The organism is Coleofasciculus sp. F4-SAH-05, from assembly GCF_040222985.1.
Taxonomy (GTDB): Bacteria; Cyanobacteriota; Cyanobacteriia; order Cyanobacteriales; family Coleofasciculaceae; genus Coleofasciculus; species Coleofasciculus chthonoplastes.
In genome coordinates, this window is sequence record NZ_JAVKBY010000063.1 from 1 (window position 1) to 21,275 (window position 21,275).

At 44.3% G+C, this 21,275-nt stretch carries 14 protein-coding genes; 10 read left to right on the top strand and 4 right to left on the bottom strand.

The window, feature by feature from the left end; all coding sequences use genetic code 11:
* The coding region (locus RIG27_RS07515; RefSeq protein ID WP_446343868.1) for a CHAT domain-containing protein at positions 1 to 2,459 on the top strand (2,459 nt) is incomplete at its 5' end.
* Positions 2,460 to 2,536: 77 nt separating this feature from the next.
* On the opposite strand, the gene RIG27_RS07520 is transcribed toward RIG27_RS07515, so the two are convergent.
* Positions 2,537 to 4,996, bottom strand: a complete 2,460-nt coding sequence (locus RIG27_RS07520) for a sensor histidine kinase (RefSeq protein ID WP_446343870.1) — start codon at positions 4,994 to 4,996, stop codon at positions 2,537 to 2,539.
* Positions 4,997 to 5,267: 271 nt separating this feature from the next.
* Between RIG27_RS07520 and RIG27_RS07525 the strand changes: the two genes are divergently transcribed.
* The 4 genes from RIG27_RS07525 to RIG27_RS07540 all read left to right on the top strand — a co-directional run bounded on the left by RIG27_RS07525 (position 5,268) and on the right by RIG27_RS07540 (position 13,770).
* The gene (locus RIG27_RS07525) at positions 5,268 to 5,948 is read left to right on the top strand and encodes a response regulator transcription factor (protein WP_446343872.1); all 681 of its coding nucleotides are present in this window, start codon (positions 5,268 to 5,270) and stop codon (positions 5,946 to 5,948) included.
* Between the two features lie 444 nt (positions 5,949 to 6,392).
* Complete coding sequence (locus tag RIG27_RS07530; RefSeq protein WP_446343874.1) at positions 6,393 to 7,637, top strand: restriction endonuclease-related protein; 1,245 nt, start codon at positions 6,393 to 6,395, stop codon at positions 7,635 to 7,637.
* Complete coding sequence (locus RIG27_RS07535) at positions 7,634 to 10,837, top strand: pPIWI_RE_Z domain-containing protein (RefSeq protein WP_446343876.1); 3,204 nt, start codon at positions 7,634 to 7,636, stop codon at positions 10,835 to 10,837. The genes RIG27_RS07530 and RIG27_RS07535 overlap by 4 nt, the downstream gene beginning before the upstream one ends.
* A 26-nt stretch (positions 10,838 to 10,863) precedes the next feature.
* Entirely contained in the window at positions 10,864 to 13,770 is a 2,907-nt protein-coding gene (locus RIG27_RS07540; RefSeq protein ID WP_446343878.1) for a pPIWI_RE module domain-containing protein, read from the top strand.
* 283 nt (positions 13,771 to 14,053) lie between these two features.
* Here RIG27_RS07540 and RIG27_RS07545 read toward each other — a convergent pair whose 3' ends face one another.
* Both RIG27_RS07545 and RIG27_RS07550 read right to left on the bottom strand, forming a co-directional pair.
* Complete coding sequence (locus tag RIG27_RS07545) at positions 14,054 to 14,305, bottom strand: hypothetical protein (RefSeq protein ID WP_446342482.1); 252 nt, start codon at positions 14,303 to 14,305, stop codon at positions 14,054 to 14,056.
* A gap of 158 nt (positions 14,306 to 14,463) precedes the next feature.
* Positions 14,464 to 16,086, bottom strand: a complete 1,623-nt coding sequence (locus RIG27_RS07550; RefSeq protein ID WP_446343996.1) for a TM0106 family RecB-like putative nuclease — start codon at positions 16,084 to 16,086, stop codon at positions 14,464 to 14,466.
* 693 nt (positions 16,087 to 16,779) lie between these two features.
* On the opposite strand from RIG27_RS07550, the gene RIG27_RS07555 reads away from it, so the two are divergent.
* On the top strand, positions 16,780 to 17,355 hold the full coding sequence (locus RIG27_RS07555) for a hypothetical protein (protein WP_446343880.1): 576 nt from the start codon (positions 16,780 to 16,782) through the stop codon (positions 17,353 to 17,355).
* 38 nt (positions 17,356 to 17,393) lie between these two features.
* On the opposite strand, the gene RIG27_RS07560 is transcribed toward RIG27_RS07555, so the two are convergent.
* Complete coding sequence (locus RIG27_RS07560) at positions 17,394 to 18,101, bottom strand: diacylglycerol/polyprenol kinase family protein (protein ID WP_446343882.1); 708 nt, start codon at positions 18,099 to 18,101, stop codon at positions 17,394 to 17,396.
* A gap of 47 nt (positions 18,102 to 18,148) precedes the next feature.
* On the opposite strand from RIG27_RS07560, the gene yidD reads away from it, so the two are divergent.
* The 4 genes from yidD to murQ all read left to right on the top strand — a co-directional run bounded on the left by yidD (position 18,149) and on the right by murQ (position 21,193).
* Complete coding sequence (gene yidD, locus RIG27_RS07565; protein WP_446343998.1) at positions 18,149 to 18,484, top strand: membrane protein insertion efficiency factor YidD; 336 nt, start codon at positions 18,149 to 18,151, stop codon at positions 18,482 to 18,484.
* A 575-nt stretch (positions 18,485 to 19,059) separates the two neighbouring features.
* Entirely contained in the window at positions 19,060 to 19,764 is a 705-nt protein-coding gene (locus tag RIG27_RS07570; RefSeq protein ID WP_446343884.1) for a M15 family metallopeptidase, read from the top strand.
* A gap of 140 nt (positions 19,765 to 19,904) precedes the next feature.
* A complete protein-coding gene (locus RIG27_RS07575) occupies positions 19,905 to 20,279 on the top strand; it encodes a DUF3110 domain-containing protein (protein WP_446342474.1) in 375 nt (124 codons plus the stop codon).
* Positions 20,279 to 21,193, top strand: a complete 915-nt coding sequence (murQ, locus tag RIG27_RS07580; protein WP_446343886.1) for an N-acetylmuramic acid 6-phosphate etherase — start codon at positions 20,279 to 20,281, stop codon at positions 21,191 to 21,193. The genes RIG27_RS07575 and murQ overlap by 1 nt, the downstream gene beginning before the upstream one ends.
* The last annotated feature ends 82 nt before the right edge of the window (positions 21,194 to 21,275 follow it).

Genomic DNA, 21,275 nt, shown 5'->3' on the forward strand with positions numbered 1-21,275 from the left:
GTGTAATCGCCACGGAGGAAGATATCATATTCAATAGCCAAACTGGTTCTATCGATACGAGTCAAGGAACACTCACAGCCACTCAGGGTGACGTAAACCTCAGCGCAAACGAGGGTGATATTACCACAGCGGATATTGAAGCAACTGAAGGAGTGGTGGATGTAACCGCCAATCAGGGAAGCGTAACGACAGCTAATGTAGAAGCTCTAACAGTCAACTTCCTGGCAAATAATGACATCAACACTGCCAGTGTCACCGCTACAGAGGAAGATATCACGTTCAATAGCCAAACAGGTTCTATTGATACCAGTAACGGCACACTTACTGCAACTCAAGGTGACGTAAACCTAACCGCTAGCCAGGGTAATATTACGACAGGGGAAATGGAAGGAGAAACCGTCAACCTCCAAGCCGATAACGAAATTGCCACGGCTAATGTCTCTTCAACCAATGGCGGAATTACCTTTACCAGTCAGTCAGGCTCGATACAAAGCGGTGATTTAACCGCCAAGGGAGAGACAGAAGAGGCAGAGAATACCATAACGCTGAGTGCACCAGATAGTATAACCACGGGTAATATCGATACCTCTTCAGAAACAAGTATAGGGGGTGCGATCGCACTCACCAGCCAAACCGGAGATATTACAACACAGAATTTAAACTCATCGGGTCCATTGGGTGGGGGTTCTATTGATGTTTCCACCCTGGGTCAAATTACACTTGCAGAGGTTAACTCCAGTTCTACTGGGGGTTTCGCGGGTTTAATCACGCTCAATAACGGTCAACCCGAATTCCTCAGAGAAGCTCCTGGCATTGATTTGACGTTTATCAATGCTCAAGGTTTGCCAAGAAACCCAGCAGCCATCTTATTAAGTCCAACAGAAACAGAAGGAATTGAAATTACGATTAACATCACCACGGATGGTTATTTGAGAGCAACAGGTACATTCGTTTCCCAAACTGGCTTACAAGCTAGTCTTGCCACCATTGGTGATCCGATTGTGATTCGACATGGTGGTGGTACCGCCTTTGATCCCTTTGAAGTTGGAAATGCGACCCAAAATGGCACAATAGGTGCAATTACAAACGGCAATGGATTTACCGGAACAATCTTACCAGTTCAATCTTTTACTCGTCCTGTTCGACAAGAAAACATTGAAATTATTTCTCGGATACCCTCTCAAAACAATCTGCCATTAACAAGTCTCTATCCTAACCTTTCATTGACTAGTCAAGTAGCTGATGCCGACTTAGAAATTTCCACACTTGACAGCGTTCTCACTGATGCATTTTCGGGATACTTAGGACCAAAACCCAGTGTTAACAATCCCGCTGATGCACCTAAAATCCTGGCGCAAATTGAGAAACAAACGGGGGTAAAACCAGCATTTATGTATGCCACATTTGTTGGCGGACGCCTGGAACTGAGAATGGTTTCAGCTCAGAATAAAAAGATTGTCAGCCTTCCTGATGTAACCCAAGAAACAATTGTACAAACGGCGACAAAATTACGCCGCGAAATCACTAATCCCATTAAACGGGGAACTACCAGTTATTTAGAACCCGCTCAACAACTCTATAAATGGTTAATCGCTCCCTTAGAAGCTGAGTTAGAGGCGCAAGGCATTCAAAATCTGGTGTTTATCATGGATAATGGTTTGCGTTCATTACCTGTAGCGGCTCTCCATGATGGTCAAAACTTTTTAGTAGAAAAATATAGTGTAGGATTAATGCCGAGTCTTAGCATTACTGATACAAGTTATAAAAATATTCAGAATGCCCCCGTTTTGGCTATGGGAGTTGCCAGCGTCAGTGATCTGGCGAAGGAGTTGAATCTGAATCCTCTACCTGCTGTCCCCCTGGAACTTGAAACCATTGAAAGTATTCGCGATGGAGAAACATTCCTGAATGAAAAAGTTACCCTAGAAACGCTCAAATCACAAAGCCAAGATGCCACAATTATACATTTAGCCACCCACGGTGAATTTAAATCAGGTCCTCTGGAAAATTCCTATATCCTATTATGGAATGATTTACTGCGTTTGAACCAACTGCGAGAATTAGGCTGGAATGAGCGTCGCACCCCAATTGAGTTGTTAATCCTATCAGCCTGTCGTACAGCCGTGGGTGACGAAAAAGCCGAGTTAGGGTTTGCCGGATTAGCGGTGCAAGCGGGTGCCAAGTCAGCACTGTCGAGTTTGTGGTACGTCAGTGATGAAGGCACTTCTGGATTGATGACGGAGTTCTATCGGAAGTTGCAAACCGCTCCGATTAAATCTGAAGCTTTACGACAAGCACAGTTAGCGATGCTCAAGGGTGAGGTGCGCTTAGAAGGCGGACAATTACGAGGAAGTGGACAACCTGTTCCTTTACCATCAACATTAGAAAGTCAAGGTGATCAGTCTCTCTCACATCCCTATTATTGGGCAGCATTTACTATGATTGGAAGTCCTTGGTAAGTATAGCGCTACGCGCCAGGGAATAGGCAATAGGCCAGAAAGCTCGCTACTAATACCCAATTTAAATGCATGACAGCTTATGTCGATGGCAAGGGTATCGTGATTGTCATCGTTGTACCGACTCCCACTTCACTATTGACCGAAATCGTACCCCCTTGTATATCTAGGCATTTCTTGACCACAGCTAATCCTAATCCGGTGCCGGGAATATTGCCAATATTCGTACCGCGATGAAATATACTAAACAATTTTTTTTGATCCTCTATAGGAATCCCAATCCCTGAATCTTTAATTTGAAACGTCGCTGTGGATTGACTACAGGTGACGATTAAATCTATTTGCCCCCCTGCCGGAGAATATTTAATCGCATTAGACAGTAAGTTGATTAAAACAGAACGTAATAACTTCTCATCTAAGCAAACAATAGTCAATTCATGTTGACTCAGTAAGTTAATCAAATAATCAGAGCCAGCATTTAATTGCATCTCTTCAACTAACTGGCGGCAAAAAATATCTAATTTTATCGGGTGAGTAGTAAACTCTAACTTACCAGTTTCTGCTCGGCTAATTGTTAAGATATCGCCCAATAGCTGCGTCATGGTTTTAGCGGTTTTCTCGATCCGATCAATGTTGCGAATAATTTTATTATTTAATTCTTCTGAATAGTAATATTTCAGTAATTGAACACTTGCTAAAATTGTACTCAATGGCGTGCGAAATTCATGAGATGCCATAGCAAAGAAATTAAGCTGGAGTTGTCTCAGTTCCTGCTCTTGTGCAAGTGCCAGACGGATTAATTCTGCTTGTTTGTGTTCGGTAATATCTTGGGCAGTACCGAGAATTTGTTGGGGTAAACCATCCGCTGTGCGAGTGAACACCATTTCGCGACTATACAGCCAACGCCATTCCCCGGATTTATGTTGGATGCGATAGTCTGTCTCAATAATTTCTCCTTCTTTGGCGGTAGCAAATCGTTGAATAGTAGTAATCAGTTTGACTTGATCATCGGGGTGAATTAGATTTTGCGGAAATGTCGGTGCCATGGCTTGAATTTCTTCCGGGGAGTAGCCGATAAATTGAGTAATTTGTTGATTGCTGTAAATATTTCGCTTTTCAACTAAGTCATAAAGATACAAAGCAGTTGGCATCGCATGAGCAATGCGTTGAATAAACCGTTCACTTTCCCGAAGTGCTTGTTCCCGAATCCGAATTTCAGTAATGTTGGTGGCGGCACAGGTAATACCAATAACGTCTTTGGCGTGGTTTCGTAACGGTTCTACAGTTAAATCGTAGTACCGAACGTTGCCATCTACGATAATCGATATTTCTTGACGCTCAGCGACTCCTGTGGTTAAGACGCGATGTTTAATCGGAATGAGCTTTTGGGCATTTTCTGGGGCAAACATTTCTGATTCTAGTTTACCGATGAGTAAGTCAGTATTAATCCGACTTGCCGGATTATAAACCCAGGTGTAGCGCAGATTTCTGTCTTGATTAAATACTGTGATAGGTGAGTTATTCAAGGCTACGCGAAATCGTTCTTCGCTAATTCTTAAGGCGGCTTCGACTTCTTGGCGTTCATGAATTTGCGTCTGGAGATCTGCGTTCGTCTGCATCAGTTCCGCCGTCCGTTCTTGAACTCGAATTTCTAGTTGATCACGGGCTTGACGCAGTTGATTTTCAATCGATTGGCGTTCAATTAATTCTGTCTGAAGCTGTTGATAGAGTTGGGCTTGGTGAATAGCAATGGTAACTTGTATGGCGAGTTGATAGAGTAAGTCAATCTCTAAAGAGTGCCATTGTCTGGGTTGAGAACAGTGATGGGCAATCAGCAGTCCCCAGAGCTTTTCTTGTTGTAGAATAGGTACGACGAGTTTAGATTTTACGCCTAAGTGCTGGAGGAATTCCACTAAGCAGGGTGTCACGTCATCGGTTTCTGGATTAACGACAGTGCGAATTCGTCCTTGACAGTACAATTGATGCATCTGTTCGGGAAATACTTCCGCCGGAAATGTTTGTCCTAGAATGGGAGAGATATCAGAAGAGACAGATTCTGCTACGGTACTTCCTGTACCATCAGACCAAATCCGATAGATTAACACTCGATCAACGCCTAGAAATTCTCGGACTTCGGTGACTGTGGTGTCGAGAATGGTTTCTAAATCCAGGGTTTGGCGGATACGTTGAGCGCTACTGAGGATCAGTTGTTCGCGTTGTGCTATATGTTCTGGGGTAGTCTGTGACTGTTGGCGATCGCAAATTCGTTCTATTTCTGCTTTCAATCGAGAATGCTGCTTCAGAAGCAAACCGCACAACACGATTAGTATGGCTAGGCTGCTACTATGCCCCAAAATCATACTCAATTGGGTTCTCTGCATCTGAGTGACTACAGCCGCTAACTGTTCCTGTGACTTGTCACTATAAAGTTCCATCAGTTGAGTCAGGTGGCTATAGGCAATAACGCTAGTACCTATAAAAATAAGTAATGCCAGACAAACACCTCCGATAATGCTTTTGACACCGATAGATTTTGGCATTTGAGTTCTCCTAAGAGATAACAACAGCTAGTGCATCGCAGCAGCAAATAAGCTGTTCAGCATTTAGATTAGGATACCTAAATTTTTTAAGGAAACAGAGAATTATTTACCTAAAACGGGAGTTAACAGCTCCCAGACGTTCCACCGGAACGTCTCTACACCCTCGGCTCCCTCGCTCCCCTTCATCGAATAATATCGTTTATTCTCTTGATGCCATTTATTTTGAGGCTACCTCATGATAAATTCATAAAAGGGAATAGTATGTTTATACGTGAGAATTATTCTAGTCGAAGATGATATCTACCTGGCTGAAGCGCTGGCTGAAGCGCTGGCTATACAACGGTATGCCGTTGATACCGTTTCCGATGGAGAGTCGGCTTGGATACAAGTGAATACCCTTGATTACGACCTCATTTTACTCGACATGATGCTGCCGAAGTTGGATGGGATTCATTTGTGCAAACGCTTGCGTTCCCAGGGTTATCAGATGCCAATATTGATGATCACGGCTCGCGATACCAGTACGGATAAAGTTATCGGTTTGGATGCAGGCGCCGATGACTATATGGTTAAACCTCTGGATATTCCGGAGTTACTGGCTCGAATTCGAGCGCTACTGCGACGAGGGCAAACAGTTTCACCCCCGATTTTAGAATGGGGACAATTGCGTTTAGATCCAGCTACCTATGAAGTCTGCTACGGCGATCAAACTTTACGCTTGACTCCCAAAGAATATAGTCTTTTAGAATTACTTATCCGCAATGGACGGCAAATCATGAGTCGGAGTGCCATTATTGAGCATGTTTGGTCACTAGAGAATCCTCCGAAAGAAGATACGATTAAGGTTCATATTAAAAGCCTGCGCTCCAAACTTCGAGCCGTAGGCGCTCCAGACGATGTAATTGAAACGGTACACGGTTTAGGTTATCGTCTAAAATCTCTTTCTGAATAACTGCAACTCAGTTGAATACACTTTACGCCCATATGACCCAGTATCATAAATGTTAGCTGTACTCTACCCAGTCGTAAGCCGCTATATCCAAACCGATTAGATCCCATAGTTACTTTACGCGATCGCGATAATTATTTCAATCCTTAGCCCTGTTGGAACTTACCAGTAAACCGCAATCAGACGACGTTGGGAAAAAAGAGCGATCGCGGTCACTATCCGTTCTAGGAGTCTTTTTCACAAATGTACCCATTCGCCAGAGGTTCAAAAAATGGCTCTATACCGCACCAACTAAGCATTCCGTTATTTTGTACAGGGGGAACCGTCGATTAATACCTGCAGCGCATTGCGATTTCGCTGCCCAAATTTAACAAAAATATCTATGCAAATCTAGAAATGCGGCTATAGTAGAGGAATCGAATTGAGGAAAAGCCCATTCCAGAGTTTGTGAGTCCAAAAGAAGCATCACAGCGCATAGGGGTTAGCGTGGATACCCTCAGGCGCTGGGAGGCGACAGGAAAGATTAAGGCAATGAGGACGCCAACAGGACACAGAAGGTACGACATGACGTCATTAGTTACGGGTAGCGAGGAAGTCAAAGAGCCTGATCGGGTGAATCCTCTCGGAGAGGGTACGCTCCAACAGATAGCTAAGGGTCTATGTGAGTATGAATACCAAATCCCCAAACGCCTCTCAGCATATCCGGCTGTCTTGCAATTAGGGGTAAACAGGCTGGCACTTGCTTGTTTAATAGCCCGAGTGCATCAACCGATACAAGGGGTTCCTGATTTTGTGTCCAGATGGGCGCAGCGCCCCTTAAAAGATTGGGATATAGAAATTGATTGCCCTGAAGAATGGCTCGATAAGCGACTGATAGAAGACCAAAAGCCGAGTGGGTTTTGTATTGAAACCGCAGGGGAATACTTCGATGAATGGGGGAATTTCCAAAAGAAAGTGATTAATGAGGTAATGACTAAAGCCGCACCAAACCCGGAACTCTATACTAGGTTTAGAAAGTATCTTATAGAAAATCCTGTAGTAACAAAGGGTCAACTTTATGTTGACAGCGCTGTAGATTTTAAGCTCGTGCCAGACCTTCTGATACATAGCTACGAAAAAGCGCCAGAATCTTATAAGTTAGGTGAAAAATTTTACGGCTGCGGTCATTGTGGCGGTCTCATGTATGTAACAAAAGATAATAAGTTGAAATGTGAGAACAAACATTGTGCTAAAGAAAAAAAGAATCCTGTCCCTTTAGCCGATCATCAGTCTGATGAAATCTTTTGGCTGAAGAAGGATTTACGATATTTTATTCATCGTCCAGGGAAAGCAGAACTGCGACTAGAAGGAAGATTGAAACAGTTAAACAGATTAGAAGTTAAGCTATATCCAGAACTCGACCAATATGACTTACATTTAGTTTTTCCAGATGGAACAGTCTGGGCAGTTGATGTAAAGTTTTGGGAATCGGCATATAACTTAGCCAAAAAAGTCAATCAGCCTATTCGTCAACTCAAGCATCAGCCTTACCATAAATCCTTTTTTGTCTTTCCTGATGAACTGGAAAGTTATGGTCAGGAGTACATCCAAGAATTCCGAGGTTACTGTCCCGTATCGGTCAAAAAATCTCAGGTAATGTTTGAAAGTTCATTTGTCAAGAAAGTTATTAAAAAACTAGGAAGTGAAAAATGAGAAATACGACGAAATGGTATGCACCTCTTAAGAACGATTTAGATAAAGAGTTATGTGAGATCGAGTTAGGACTTTACCTGTTGAGCCTCTTGCTTCCTGGCGCTACAGCGAATAGTCTTTGGGTGCTACTGACTGGTTATCCCATCTCGCATCCAGAATGCCAAAATTGGACGGAAAATCAGTATCGAATGTTGGCGATCGCTCGTCATCTCTTGCCACACTTCGATAGTCCATTTATCTGGAAAGAAGCCCTACAGCGTTATCGAGATTTTCCGTCAGATAGTCGTGGGTATGAAGTAGGGGAATCTTGGCAATATCGAAGGCGAACTAATATTACAGTTGCCAATCACCGATTCCAGATTTATAACGATACCTTAAATAAGTCAGTAGAGTTATCGCAAAGAAAGGCGCTGGCTTGGGCTAAAGCTGGAAATTATAAGTGCGAGGTAAAAGGGAAAAAGGAAACCGTTGCGATATCGCCTCTGATTGCTAATTTCCAACGTCCACAAAATCACAATATAGCTGGTGTGTCGTTGAGGAATCCACTGCAACTATCTTGGGCTGAACTTAGGGAAACAGCCGCATGGATGGATGAGCAAAGAAATAATAGGGGACTAAACTCAAAATGGGTAAGTCTTTTTAGTAAAATCCAACTACAAGTATTTAACGATACCCAAGAATTAGTTGATGCTGAGACTTTAACCATCAATATAATCCAGCATTTAGTCGGGATGGTGTCATCCGGCAAGTCCAACTTGATGAAAGTTTTGGCAGTCTGTGCGTGGCGTAAGAAATTGCACGTTACTCTAGTTGTAGCGGATGTGCTACAAATTTTTGAGTTGACTAAAATGTTTGCCGAAGTGGGAATTACTGACGTGGCTCCTATCTTGGGGAATTCCAACAAAGCCAGCCACTTAAATAGATTACATAAAGCCGTTTACAACTCTAATCCAAATGAAGCGTTTAACCAAGACCATCCGGCGTTCCAGTGGCTGAGTAATACTTGCCTATTGACCCCTTCAGTTAAGCCGGAGATGGAAATACCGTTTGAAATTGGTATGCAGCCATGTTTGAACTTGGAACCTATAGAGACAAGCAACGAAGACGAATCAAAACCATTATCTAAGCACAAAGCTTGTCCAGCTTACGGTGTATGTCCCTCTCATAAAAAAGACTGCGATCTAGTTAATGCTTCTATCTGGATTGCCACACCAGGAAGCTTAATTTATAGCAGGGTTCCACGAGTAATAAACCGAGAGAGTATCCTGTATTTTGAATTGGTTTGTAGGCGCAGTGATTTGGTCATTGTGGATGAAGTTGACCAACACCAAGCCTATCTGGATAAAGCATTTAGCCCTGATAAGACATTGTGCAGACCTGCTAGAGATGCTTGGTTGAACAAGCTCCACGATTATGTTGAAGACAAATTAAAGCAGAAAAAGTCAAGACTGCTTGAGAATGATATTGTCTCAGATTGGTGGGACGCTTGCCGTATAGCTAACGGCACAGCCGATAAAATCTACCACCTATTGAGCAATGAAAATGACTTAGCTAAATGGCGAGACTCTAAGCATTATTTCACGGACTGGCTATTGTTGCGAGAGGTGTCTACGTTACTAACAAGGACAGACCCGGATAATGTAGAACAATCTCAACAATGCGATGCCTTAATGAAGGGTACGTTTGAGCGATATATCGAAAATTTAGACGACGAGCGTAATCCCTTGTTTACCTTGGCTAAAAAAGACAAAAAACGTGCAGCTATTCGGACATGGGTTGAGCAAACTACAACGGTTCCCTTGTCTTCGGAAAAAATCAATGAAATTTCCGTCAAACTAGAGTTTGCCTTGCTAGTCTGTGTTCTGCAAAGTAAGCTCTCCTTTATGATGATCAAATGGCGACAGGTGCAAGGAATCCTAAATCTGGATACATCAGATTCAATGTGGTTTGATGCTCCCCCACCAGATTTTAATGCGGTTATTCCAGCAATGCCAATGGGAAATCAACTGGCATTTCAGTACCACAAATCCTACAGAGACTCATTAGGTAGCTTACAGTTTTTTCGCTGCACGGGTGTTGGACGTTGGTTGTTACTGCATTTTGATGAATTATTCAAAGCCGATAATATTGCCAGTCCCCACCTATTGTTGATGTCGGGAACAAGTTGGGCGGGAAAATCACCTGCCTATCATGTTGATGTACCTGTTTATGGAGTGCTTGTACCAGATACATCAAAGGAAATGGTCATAACTTCAACGTTTTTACCCTTCTTCGATAAGCATCAAAACGCTATCTCTGTGTCGGGAGCAGGAGATAATAAGCGTCGTAACCTAGAACAAATTGTTACTAAGTTAGTAGAAGAAGACTATCTAACTGACAAACTCAAAGCCTTGAACGGGAGAAAAATATCATTAATGGTTAACAGCTATGAACAAGTTAGGTGGGTTTATGAATGCTTAAAAAATTTAGAATGGGAACATAAGATCGTAGCTCTTTCTCCGGATGATGAAGACTCGGAGAATTGGAACGACAACCCGGAGAATTATAAGTTGTTGCAACGGGGGCGTTCGCCAGATTTTACTACAAGACCTGAACCAATTCTGATCAGTCCAATTAAAGCATTTGAGCGAGGGCATAATATTGTCTATGAGAATGGAATTGCGGTAATTGGAGCGGCTTACTTTCTAGTTTTACCTCACCCTGTTCCTGACGATTTATCTTATGCCATTTACTCCATCAACCGTTGGGCAATTGACAATCATAAAACAGCTACAGGGGAAACCTTGAGGGGATTAGGCGATAATTTTCGTGATACGGCGTATCATCAATGGCTTCACCTGCTGCACCTCTCACTCAAATTAAGGACGCTACCTGTAGACGATCGCGAGGCTGTGCAGTGGGATATTCTTGTTTCTCTTTGGCAAGTAATAGGGCGTCTAATTCGTGGTAATGCCAATGCACAAGTTTTTTGGTGCGACGCTAAATTTGGGATAAATACGGCTAGAAACCAAGATGGAAAAGAAGATATTGCTGCTACCAGTGTCCTTGTCGGGATTGTAAATTTACTGCGTCCTTATTTTGAAAATGACCCACAAATTCCTCTACGCGATCGCTTGGTCGTGCAATCTCTCTATCGCCCTTTTTATTGTGCGATCGCTAAAACTAGAAAGCTTTCTGGTTTACCCCCAGTCAATCTCTAATTACTTATACTGATAGGTTATTACTCATGGTCTACCCAAAAATCCGTTTATGTGCTTTCCGCTTAAAATCTGACTTGCCACCTCAAGAGTTTTTTGGATTAAAGTTTCCCGATGATGCCAAGCAACAAATAAGACGACTTACTGCCAAGCGGGATAATAAAGCGATTGAACAAGCCAGCCTTCCCGTGAAGTCTCTCAATAGAGCATTAAGACTAGCTCCTGGTTTAATTTACATTGGCAAACTGTCGCCGAAACCAGGGGAGTTTTGGTTATACAGTCCTCACCAACTCCCCAAAAAACCTTTGTCAGCTATTTTGTCTTATTGGATAGATACAGAATTTCCCGAAGAACCAAGTAATAAAAGGAAAGTTGGCATAACTGCTCAAGAACGACAATTGGCGATGAGTTATCTGTCTGCCGAAAAATTGGTTTGGGAAAGGAGAGAGGTATCCTATACAAAGCAGTTTACAACTTATCCAAATGGAACGGCTAAACTCTCTGGCAGTGATTTTATTTTGTTGCCTCACATCCTAGCGAAAGAACTAACCAAACCCGGACTAAAGTTTGAAGTGGATGGCGAAAAACTTCAGTTTTACCGAACGATACCATCAAGTGGGCAAGGAGCAGAGTTAATATCTTGGCAGCCGTTAAATTACACAGAAGACGGACAAACTTACTATTACTCAATAGTTTTAACAGTGAGGATGGTGCAGGAACCTGATTTGCATTATCCCCGATTAGATGTTAAGCCAAGCATTAGGCGCTGGCTCAGTGTAAACGATTCTAAATTGTCAAAAAATCACGGTAGTAACGCCTGCATTCGCGCCCAACTGAATTGGGGACAAGCACTAAATCCTGAGCAGTGGACAGACTATTTCCTCTCTTGCCGGATGGTATTAAAGAAAGGTGTAGCCGATTGGGATGAAAACCTAGCTATATTGTTGAAAAAATTAGACATTCTTTCAGTGACTCCGCAACAACTATTAGCTAATCCATCAGACGCTTTAAGCGGTAATCCTAACATTGGCATTGCCTATAAAGAAGGGATGAAACCCAAGCATAAAGTAGCGAAAGGATTACCTACAACTAATACTCACGAACTCTTAAGACAAATAGCTGATGTCTTAAAGGACTGTTGGCAACCGATAGATTGTCAACGGGAAAAATATCAGACAGACAAGCAGTCAAGTCAGTTCTTTGACTTGAAAAAGCCAAAAAAAAGTTTTGATGAGCCTATTATTAGAAAAAAAGCCGAAAGCGAAAAGCAATTTGCCGTCCGAAAAAAAAGACTGTTACGTAAACATGAAACCGAACTGAATAAATGTACCAAGAAAAAAAGAGAATCTGAATCAGATTACCAATTGCGCTGCCAAGAACTCTTAAAAAAACAGGAGTCAGAGCGTCTTAGCTGGAAACCAGAACCAGAAGAGACGCAAGCAGATTTTAAGGTGCGGCTTGAGCAGTTTTATCAAGAACGTCGTGGTGAACAAGCAACATTGCGGCGTGCAATTCGTTCATCCATTGGCGAACATTTAACCATTTGGATTTGGTACATCAACGAAGAAAATCTGGTAGAACGCCTCAAAGCCATACAGTATTGCTTAGGGTTGCCAAATGCAGAACCCGGAAGTAGGGACACGATATTATCGTGCCCCTACTCGTTCCCGGAAGGTTTAACAGTGACTATCTGTGTGGATGAAGTGGCTGGTTTAGCCCAACGCTTAGATTTATCTCCTGAATTTAAACCGAAGAGTACAGAGCGAGAAAAAGCGATAAATAAGCGAAGGGGTGAAGTCGCGGATCTTGTGCAGCATAGTCAATCAAAACTACGGGGTAAAGTGGGGGTTTGGTTTGAACTTTATGATAAAAAACATTGGAAGTTTGTCGAAAGAAATAACGAAGGTAAAGAAAATGAAACTAAATATAAGTTAGCCCCTTGGGGAGACCCAAAACGTGCTATTCGTCTCGGTTTTGCAGATCAGGGACTTGTCAGCCAGTTTATTACTCCCAAACCAAAAAGTTATTGTCAAAAAGCTATCTGTAGCTTGATCGACCTATTGCGCTCTCTAGGAGTGCGGATGGCTCCATCTGACATAACACTTCCCCATGTAGACCCAGATACCCCTATCAATGAAGTAGGGCTATGGTTGGTCAATCGAACGTCCGAAACTAGCGCTGATGCCAAACCCAAAACAATTCCCGTCATTGTCAAAATGTCTTCTCGGACGGCTGAAATCACTGCTATTTTTCCCGGTTTAGAATCGTGGATACCCTATGATGAAGCCTTGACCCGCATAAATAAGGAGGGAAAAGGCTTTACCAATGATGTTAAAAGTAAAGCTAAAATTAGAACATTTATTCAGCAGACTCTCAACAAAAAAGAGTTAAGAGGCAAGCCGACATTACTTTACTGTTTAGCTCAGAATATCCGTCAGCAATGGACGTGGCTACAGGATAGACAAATTTCCGTCGAGGGATTATCGTTTGCCGAGCGAGACCAACCTGTTTTTGAGAAATTTCCTGGACTGCGGGTTATCCGATTACGCTCTGGGGATGAAACATCAGAGTGGTTTGGTATGGATGGGAAATCTGGATTTATTACTGGTCTATTCAGGAATTTAGACAATGACCGTGTATTTTTTAGTCTTGGTAATAAATCTTCAACAATGAGTAGCATACCCAACAATTTATCAAGGATAGAGCAACCCGAAAAACCTTGGGTACACCCTTCTCTGGTTGAGATTACCATAGGTTACTATCAAGACGATGACAAGGACAACTTACTCGACTTAGCCGCGATCGCTCACGAATCCCGTCATGGAGTTTTGCAATACGAAGACTTCTTAGAAGTGCCTAGAGTTCTTCATTACGCTAAACAGATGGCTGATTATGTCCTCATGCTAGATGACGATTACGAGCTATCTGATGACTAGCGCTGTACCCTAGCACGTCCCATGGAAACACAGGAGCGAAAACCCTGTAGAGACGTTGCATGCAACGTCTCTACAATCTGGATATAACAGGGTTATGTATGCCGAATTGAGTATAGTACATTTGCACTGGGGGGAAGTTCCGATCAAAATACCCCAGCGGTGAAGCTGGGGCATTCATTCATTCATTCATTCATTCATTTATTAACTTTTTTCTGTTATAGATTGGGGGAGTAGACTATCTGGCTGAATGAATGATAGTCTGGAGTAGACCTCAACAAACAAGTCATCGTCTTTTAGTAGGAGAGAGAGTAACCAATTCAGCGGCTGTTTTCCGGAAAGGATATAACCGTTCGATGCCCAAAAGCGACAGAACAATCAAAACCTGAATAACCCACGGTGCCATAGCAAACCCAAAGATTAAGCAAAATATGGCGCTACCTATAGCTAAAACTCGGGAAACTTCGTGAGAGGCACGTAAAGACAGCCAGAGACTTGCAATGGCGCTGAGCAAAAGAATCAGGAAGATAGGAAGCATAGCGATCACCTCTTAAAAGTTCCTAGAGGGCTTCCATCCGATTCAACGACTGCGAAACCCTCAATGTTATCTACGCTAACATTGATTGATTAGAGAAAATTGTAATATTAATAACCAGTTCAGTTTTTTTCAGAAATCTTTGCATAACTTCGTATTCTTCAGGCAGAGGTGGAAGCATTTGCCTGCAAAAATCCGCATAACCAGTCCTTCAAGTGATAAGTAGCACGGCAATCATCTTCATTGTAGCGTTGAATAATCTCCAGTACCGTGCGATCGCCTGTTGTCAGCCACTGTTCATAGAGACAAACGCATTGAGAACCTGTTACCGCCGCATCGCGCCACTCAAAGCCTAACCACCGAGCTAAATGTTTGAGTGAATAGCTTTCCACGGGTAGGGTAACAGTACTCATAACTTGTTGATGAACATCGACAAAGCGTGACAGTAAGGGCTGTAGGTGGGTGAAGGGGGTTTTGTAAAGTTTAGCTAAGCGCTTGACGGTTTCGACTTCATAATCAGAAAAATGAAAGATGGGAGCATCGGGGTAGAGCCACACCAACTCTAAAAATTGCTGCCAGATGAAGCCTTCGTCGTCGGGATGTTCTGCCAAGAAGGGATGAAATGTCTCGGTATTGGTGGAGCGATCAATCACCAAGATACCTAGTAAATAGTCCAGGTTTAAGTCGGGTTGAGCCTCGATATCAAAGAAGAGTTCGACAGAGGCTTGGGGTAATCGATCCATATATCTCATGGAAGGCTGAAACTCTGAGTAAGAATTAACTCCAGCACCATTTGCATTGTTATCCGATTCTGTCAACCTGTCAAATGGTGGAGTCTCCCTAGCTGGATCAACTCTTTGACGCAGAATCACCCGATTGTGCTGAATCGATTGAGCCTGTTGCACTAAATTTAATCCCACTTCGCTGCCAAACTCAGATGCCAAGGTGCTAATCTCAGCTTGGGCAAGGGATTCTACCGTCGTTATCCCTAACTCCTGTAAACTCTGGTAGCGCTTTGGCGTAACACCGGGTATCAAAGAAATATGCTTTTGAGATTGCGCGATCGCATAACAGCTACTATGCCAATGGCAAAGCCCGCATTTTTGCCGTGAGATAAAGACTTCCGGCGCTTGAGGTTGTTGCAGAGTTTGAGTACAGTCTGCCAACTCCGCCTGCATCAGGGGTAGCCATTTATCCAGAGTCACCGAGTAGGCATTTTGACGACGTAAAATTAACCAAGCCTGACTGGGCAAACTTCCCTGTATTTCAGCCAAAAGATGGGCATGAAACGCGGCGATGATTTGATAATCTGCCTTAGCCCGCCTGCCGAATTTAATCGAGACGGGAACATACATCCAATCCCCAAAAATCGAGTATCCTGGCTGTTTAATCAATAAATCAGCAGAACCTAGCAGCGTGACTCCCTCAACCGTTTGCCGGAGCAAAACTCCCTTAGCAATACAATCGACGCCTTGCTGCATCAACTCCCACGTCGCCTGCGCTCCCGCTTGCCAATCATCTCGCCCATAGTTAGGGGTTTGTATCGGTGTTAGGTTTGCTCCAGTCGGTAATAAGGATAGGAGTGGACTTTCTCCGGCAGAACCATAGCTTCCCTCGTATTCTGCGCTTTTGAGGATAGCTTGCCGATGCGCCGAACTATCTTGGCGCAGTTTCAGTAGAAAATCTTGGGGCGGATCTTTTTGACTCGGATCACCATAATAATCGAGAAACGCTCGACGCCGACAGCGTTTGTAATAGAGGAGCAATTCATCCGTCAGCAGCATAGCTTCATTGGGGATGGGGGATTGGTGATTGCTCATATTCGCGAAGCGCCAAGCACGCTCCGTCATTTTTCGTAGCACAGGGAACAAGGACTTTAAATTCATAATTCAAAACTCATAACTTAAAACTCGGTTAGGGTGGGTTGTGAATAAACGTTATCATTAATAGCTTGTGCGAAAATTCATAAACCAGCCCCTACACAATTAAAACTCAACATGAATTGCGGGAATCCCCGTCCTCCACGCGCCATCACGGGGAGGGATAGCGGGGCAACGTAGGTACGGAGTCGCTAGTGCAGCGTGGCAGAAATACAAGAGCCGCTCATCTTAGGTTAGAATGGAAGGATGAATCCAAAAAACTGGATGACCCAATCAAATCTTACCTTGCAACAACTGAGCTATGCCTGACCCCTGTCCCCTCCCCGGATACGGCTGGTCATTAACTGAGGGATCAGACCCCTTCCCTTTCCCCCTCCCCGAACCTCTCCCTAGCCCTCTCCTACAAGGAGAGGGCAGCGGAATATATTTTTTTATTTGGAGGGGCTTAGATGCTCCCCCTTCCGTGCAAAAAAAGCGAAGCATCCGCTGTCTTCCCCCCTCTTGTAGCAGCAGGGGGGAACGAGGGGGGTAGGGAAGGGGGCTGGGGGTTTAGGTTTTTCGACTGTCCTCAAAACTTAAAACTTTTTTCCACACAGGATGCAACTTTTCGCAGTTATTATTAATGGTCACTGGCAACCCGGAATCGGTGATCCTACGTTTATGGGCTGGTTTACAGTCGTGGCGTATTTTATCACAGCGTTATTGTGCCTGATCAATGCCTTACCTCATCCGCTCGTCTTCCCTCTACAGCGAGTGAGTCAAATTCGTTGGCTATGGGGATTATTCGCCATTCTTTTATTATTGCTGGGTATTAATAAGCAATTAGATCTACAGTCTTTGGTGACTGTAGTCGGCAAGGAATTAGCGCTATCTCAGGGTTGGTATCAGCAGCGTCGGATGGTTCAGACGCAATTTATTGTAGGAATTGTGGTTGCTGCGTTAGTTTTAGTTTCGGTAATTGGACGCGCCATTTATGCTGAACGGCGAACCTATCGGTTAGCGCTTTTAGGTTTAATTTTCCTTTCTTGTTTTATTGTCATTCGCGCCTCATCCTTTCATCATATTGATGCCTTGATCGGTTGGCAAGTGGTCGGATTGAGGATGAACTGGATATTAGAAATAGGGGGTATCGCTTGTATCGCTATTGCCGCAATCAGGACTATTTTCAAGTGAATGTCACTGACTTAAACCCGCCCCTACACACTCAAAACTCAGACGAAGAGAAATAGTTGATGAAGGTAAAACGCTAAAGCAGCACTGGCGACAGGTACGGTAAGATTATCCATGCCCCACTTCGAGAACATTTCTAAACCGGTAGCCCCTAACGCCACAGCGATAGGGAGTAACCACGTTTGCCAAATATTACCCTGAACCCCAAGTAGAATTAAACAACTGACCCCATAGCTGATGAGAGTCATTGTCAAAGAACCTTCCCAGCTTTTTGTCATCCCCCAGATTTGGTACTTATGCTGCCCAAATCGCTGACCAATTAATCCCGCTAGTCCATCTCCCCAAGTCATGACTAAAATGCCAATAGCAGCATAGTGGAATTGATGGGGGGACCAAAACCAAGCGATGAGGATGCCCATACTCATGGCATAGAAAAATGTACCAAAACTTCTACGTCCCACACTGTTGATACCGGGCAGAAATGGCACATAATACGACAAAAGTGCGATCGCGCTAGCGATGATAGATGCGGCTATACCCACCCAGGCGGGAATTTGTAACCACCAAGCCACCAAAATCACATTACCCGTACCGATGTGAACGACTTTGCGGGCTAATTCTGAACTCGTAGAAGTCCGGCGATGGAGTGTCTCAGCAGAGAACACAATCAGACTTAGCCCCAGCGCCACAATACTAATGTGGAGCCATAACGCCGGAATTGATTCTAAGAACGCTATTGAGTCAAACAAGAGTTAACACGAATAACAGAGGAGTGCCAATAACACTCTATTACATGATGAAAATTTTATTACTCTGGCTGATTCGAGCCTACAGAACCTTAATTTCTCCTATCTTTGGGCCAACCTGTCGATTTCATCCAACCTGTTCAACCTATGCCCTACAAGCCATTGAACGCTTTGGTTCGTGGCGTGGAAGTATCCTCGCACTGCGGCGCATCCTACGCTGTCATCCATTTCATCCGGGGGGTTATGATCCGATTCCGGACGCAACTCCCAAGGATGAGAGGGGAGCTGGGGGAGCTGGGGGAGCTGGGGGAGCAGGGGGAGCTGGGGGAGCTGGGGAAGCTGGGGGAGCTGGGGGAGCTGGGGAAGCTGGGGGAGCCGATCTGTAGGGTGTAGGGGCGGGTTTTACAGATAACGTTTTGGCACACACTGATAACTTATAGCAGTAGACACATCGATTAGGACTTTCGGCAGCATTGTAGAGGTGAGTTTTACAGATTTCGCCAAGAGAGATAAATCCGCTAAATCGCGTATTAAGATTCATTACTATTGCTGAGGAAATTACGTAAGTAGAAATACACAATAGTAGTTAAGCACATACGACTTATCAAGGACTTACGCCATTGAGTTATCTAAGCAGTATCTCCGTGTCTAAACGTAAGTCCTTTTTTCTTGCGGGTCTTACCGTGAAAGTCCGCCATCTTTAATTAATTTAATATTTCTTTATAAAAAGATACAATACTCTCCGTGTTTCTACGGTAATACAAACGAACTAGCCAGCAAATTTCCGGAAATATACGGATTATTTCGCTCTTTGAGTTGGATATGTTCTAAGAGGAAACACTGTATTCTTTAGCCCCTGAACGCTTGTTCTGACGGTCAGGGGATTTTTTGTACCTGTCTTGAGTCATTAGTCTGATGGCGGTGCTAGAAAACAAAGGACTAATGATCATGGATAAGAACAATGAAACCCTATTACCAGATTCCGATTCGAGACTGTGGAGAACCCCTAGTTCCCATACCCTTGGAGCGGTTCGCGGTGGAATCCCTTCATCCTTATGAAAAACTGGGCGCTCCTTACGGGAAGACGTCTCCCTACCATTTGCGCCAGACGGTGTTAGAGGCACTAATGACAGCTCAAAATGACCTGCAACAGCGATGTCCGGGCTGGCGTATCCTGATTTTTGATGCCTATCGTCCTGTCGCGGTTCAGGAATTTATGGTTAACCATACATTTGCTGAAGTTGTGCGATCGCAAAACCTAAACCCAGCGATTCTATCGGAATCAGAACGCCAGAAAATATGGCAGCAAGTGTATAAAATCTGGGCATTACCGAGTCTTGATCCATTGACCCCGCCGCCTCATAGTACGGGTTCCGCCGTGGATATTACTCTGGTCAATGAGACAGGTGAGACGATTGACATGGGATCGGAGATTGACGAACTCTCACCCCGATCTCATCCCGATTATTATGCCCACGCATTGCATCTCCCTTATCATGCCCATCGGCAATTGTTACGGGATATCATGCAAAAGGCAGGATTTCAGCGTCATCCGGGGGAGTGGTGGCACTTCTGCTGTGGCGATCAGATGTGGGCGTGGTTGTGCCATCAACAGCACCCCAGCCAGAGGTTTATCGCTCGTTATGGTCGAGTGGCTGGTGAGTGAGGATAAGACAGAAGGCTCCAAGGCAGAGAGTTCCCAGGAAAAAGTAACCAAACGATAAAGGGGGTAACAAAAGCGGATTTGGTATTAATCTGAGTAAAGACGATTTTTTTGTCTGTCGATCACTCCCATCTGAATAGGTTATGGTTGCACCGAAACAAGTCTATGTTCTCTTATTCAATACTCGTAGCGAAAACGAGGGGATTCACACCCTGCAAATCAGCGATCGCAATGTGGTGTTGATGTTTGAGTCAGAGGATGACGCCATCCGTTTTGGCGGGATGCTGGAAGCCCAGGATTTCCCCAATCCTTCTGTGGAAGCGCTGGAGGTTGAGGAAATTGAAGAATTCTGCCAAAGTGCCGGCTATGAGTGCCAACTCGTTGAAACCGGGATGTTGGCATTACCGCCGGAAACAAATGTGGAAAAAACAGACTGGCAACCTAATGGGACGCCAAATCAAGAACCAGAGATGTCTGATCTGGATCGAATTCGCCGTCAGCTAGAGGGATTGTTGTAATGAAAAAGTTGGAGGAACGGGGTTATCTGCTAACGGAACAGGTAAACCCTCAAAGTCAAAATCTCGACCAGCTAACCTCGCTAGAGTTAGTGGATTTGTTTAATCGCGAGGATGAGGAAACGATTCGTGCGATCGCGGCCGTTAGAACTCAACTAGCACAAGCCATTGATCGCACGGCAAAAGCCCTGAAACAAGGGGGGCGTCTCTTTTATGTCGGTGCAGGGACTAGCGGACGCTTAGGAGTATTGGATGCGGCTGAATGTCCTCCCACCTTTTGTACACCTCCCGAACTGGTACAAGGCGTTATCGCTGGCGGCGCCGGGGCGTTAATCCGAAGTTCAGAAAACTTGGAAGATAGGGAAGAAGATGGCAGTGACGCGATCGCGCACCGTCAGGTGACGGAATTAGATGTCGTGGTTGGCATTACCGCAGGTGGGACAACACCCTATGTACGCGGGGCATTGCAAGCGGCAAGACAACGAGGCGCCACGACAATTTTGCTCGCCTGTGTCCCCCCTGAACAAGTCAGTTATGAGGTGGATTTAGATATTCGCTTACTTGTTGGTCCAGAAATTCTTGCCGGTTCGACACGCTTAAAAGCCGGAACCGTGACCAAAATGGTATTGAATATCCTGTCTACAGGTGTAATGGTGCAACTGGGTAAAGTTTACGGTAATCGCATGGTCGATGTCGCGGTTACCAATAAAAAACTCCATGACCGTGCCTTACGAATTCTACAAGACCTGACTGACCTGAGTCGAGACGAAGCCGGATTTTTACTCGAACGCAGCGGACGCCGGGTGAAACTGGCACTGTTGATGCACTGGACAGGAGAAGATGTCCCAGTCTGCGATCGCCTGTTGAGTCAACAGCAAGGAAATCTCAGACAAGCGTTACTCAGTTACCAGCAGTAGTGAGTGATTCATCAACAGCGACTTTCCGCAGCTTCCCGTACTCAGCTACAGTAGAACTATTGGCTTTTGCTGCTACAAGTTT

Coding starts and splice junctions, on each gene's coding strand:
- murQ (WP_446343886.1), top strand. CDS start 20,279: ATGAAAAAGTTGGAGGAACGGGGTTATCTGCTAACGGAACAGGTAAAC.
- RIG27_RS07575 (WP_446342474.1), top strand. CDS start 19,905: ATGGTTGCACCGAAACAAGTCTATGTTCTCTTATTCAATACTCGTAGC.
- RIG27_RS07555 (WP_446343880.1), top strand. CDS start 16,780: ATGCAACTTTTCGCAGTTATTATTAATGGTCACTGGCAACCCGGAATC.
- RIG27_RS07520 (WP_446343870.1), bottom strand. CDS start 4,996: ATGCCAAAATCTATCGGTGTCAAAAGCATTATCGGAGGTGTTTGTCTG.
- RIG27_RS07540 (WP_446343878.1), top strand. CDS start 10,864: ATGGTCTACCCAAAAATCCGTTTATGTGCTTTCCGCTTAAAATCTGAC.
- RIG27_RS07545 (WP_446342482.1), bottom strand. CDS start 14,305: ATGCTTCCTATCTTCCTGATTCTTTTGCTCAGCGCCATTGCAAGTCTC.
- RIG27_RS07550 (WP_446343996.1), bottom strand. CDS start 16,086: ATGCTGCTGACGGATGAATTGCTCCTCTATTACAAACGCTGTCGGCGT.
- RIG27_RS07570 (WP_446343884.1), top strand. CDS start 19,060: ATGAAACCCTATTACCAGATTCCGATTCGAGACTGTGGAGAACCCCTA.
- RIG27_RS07535 (WP_446343876.1), top strand. CDS start 7,634: ATGAGAAATACGACGAAATGGTATGCACCTCTTAAGAACGATTTAGAT.
- yidD (WP_446343998.1), top strand. CDS start 18,149: ATGAAAATTTTATTACTCTGGCTGATTCGAGCCTACAGAACCTTAATT.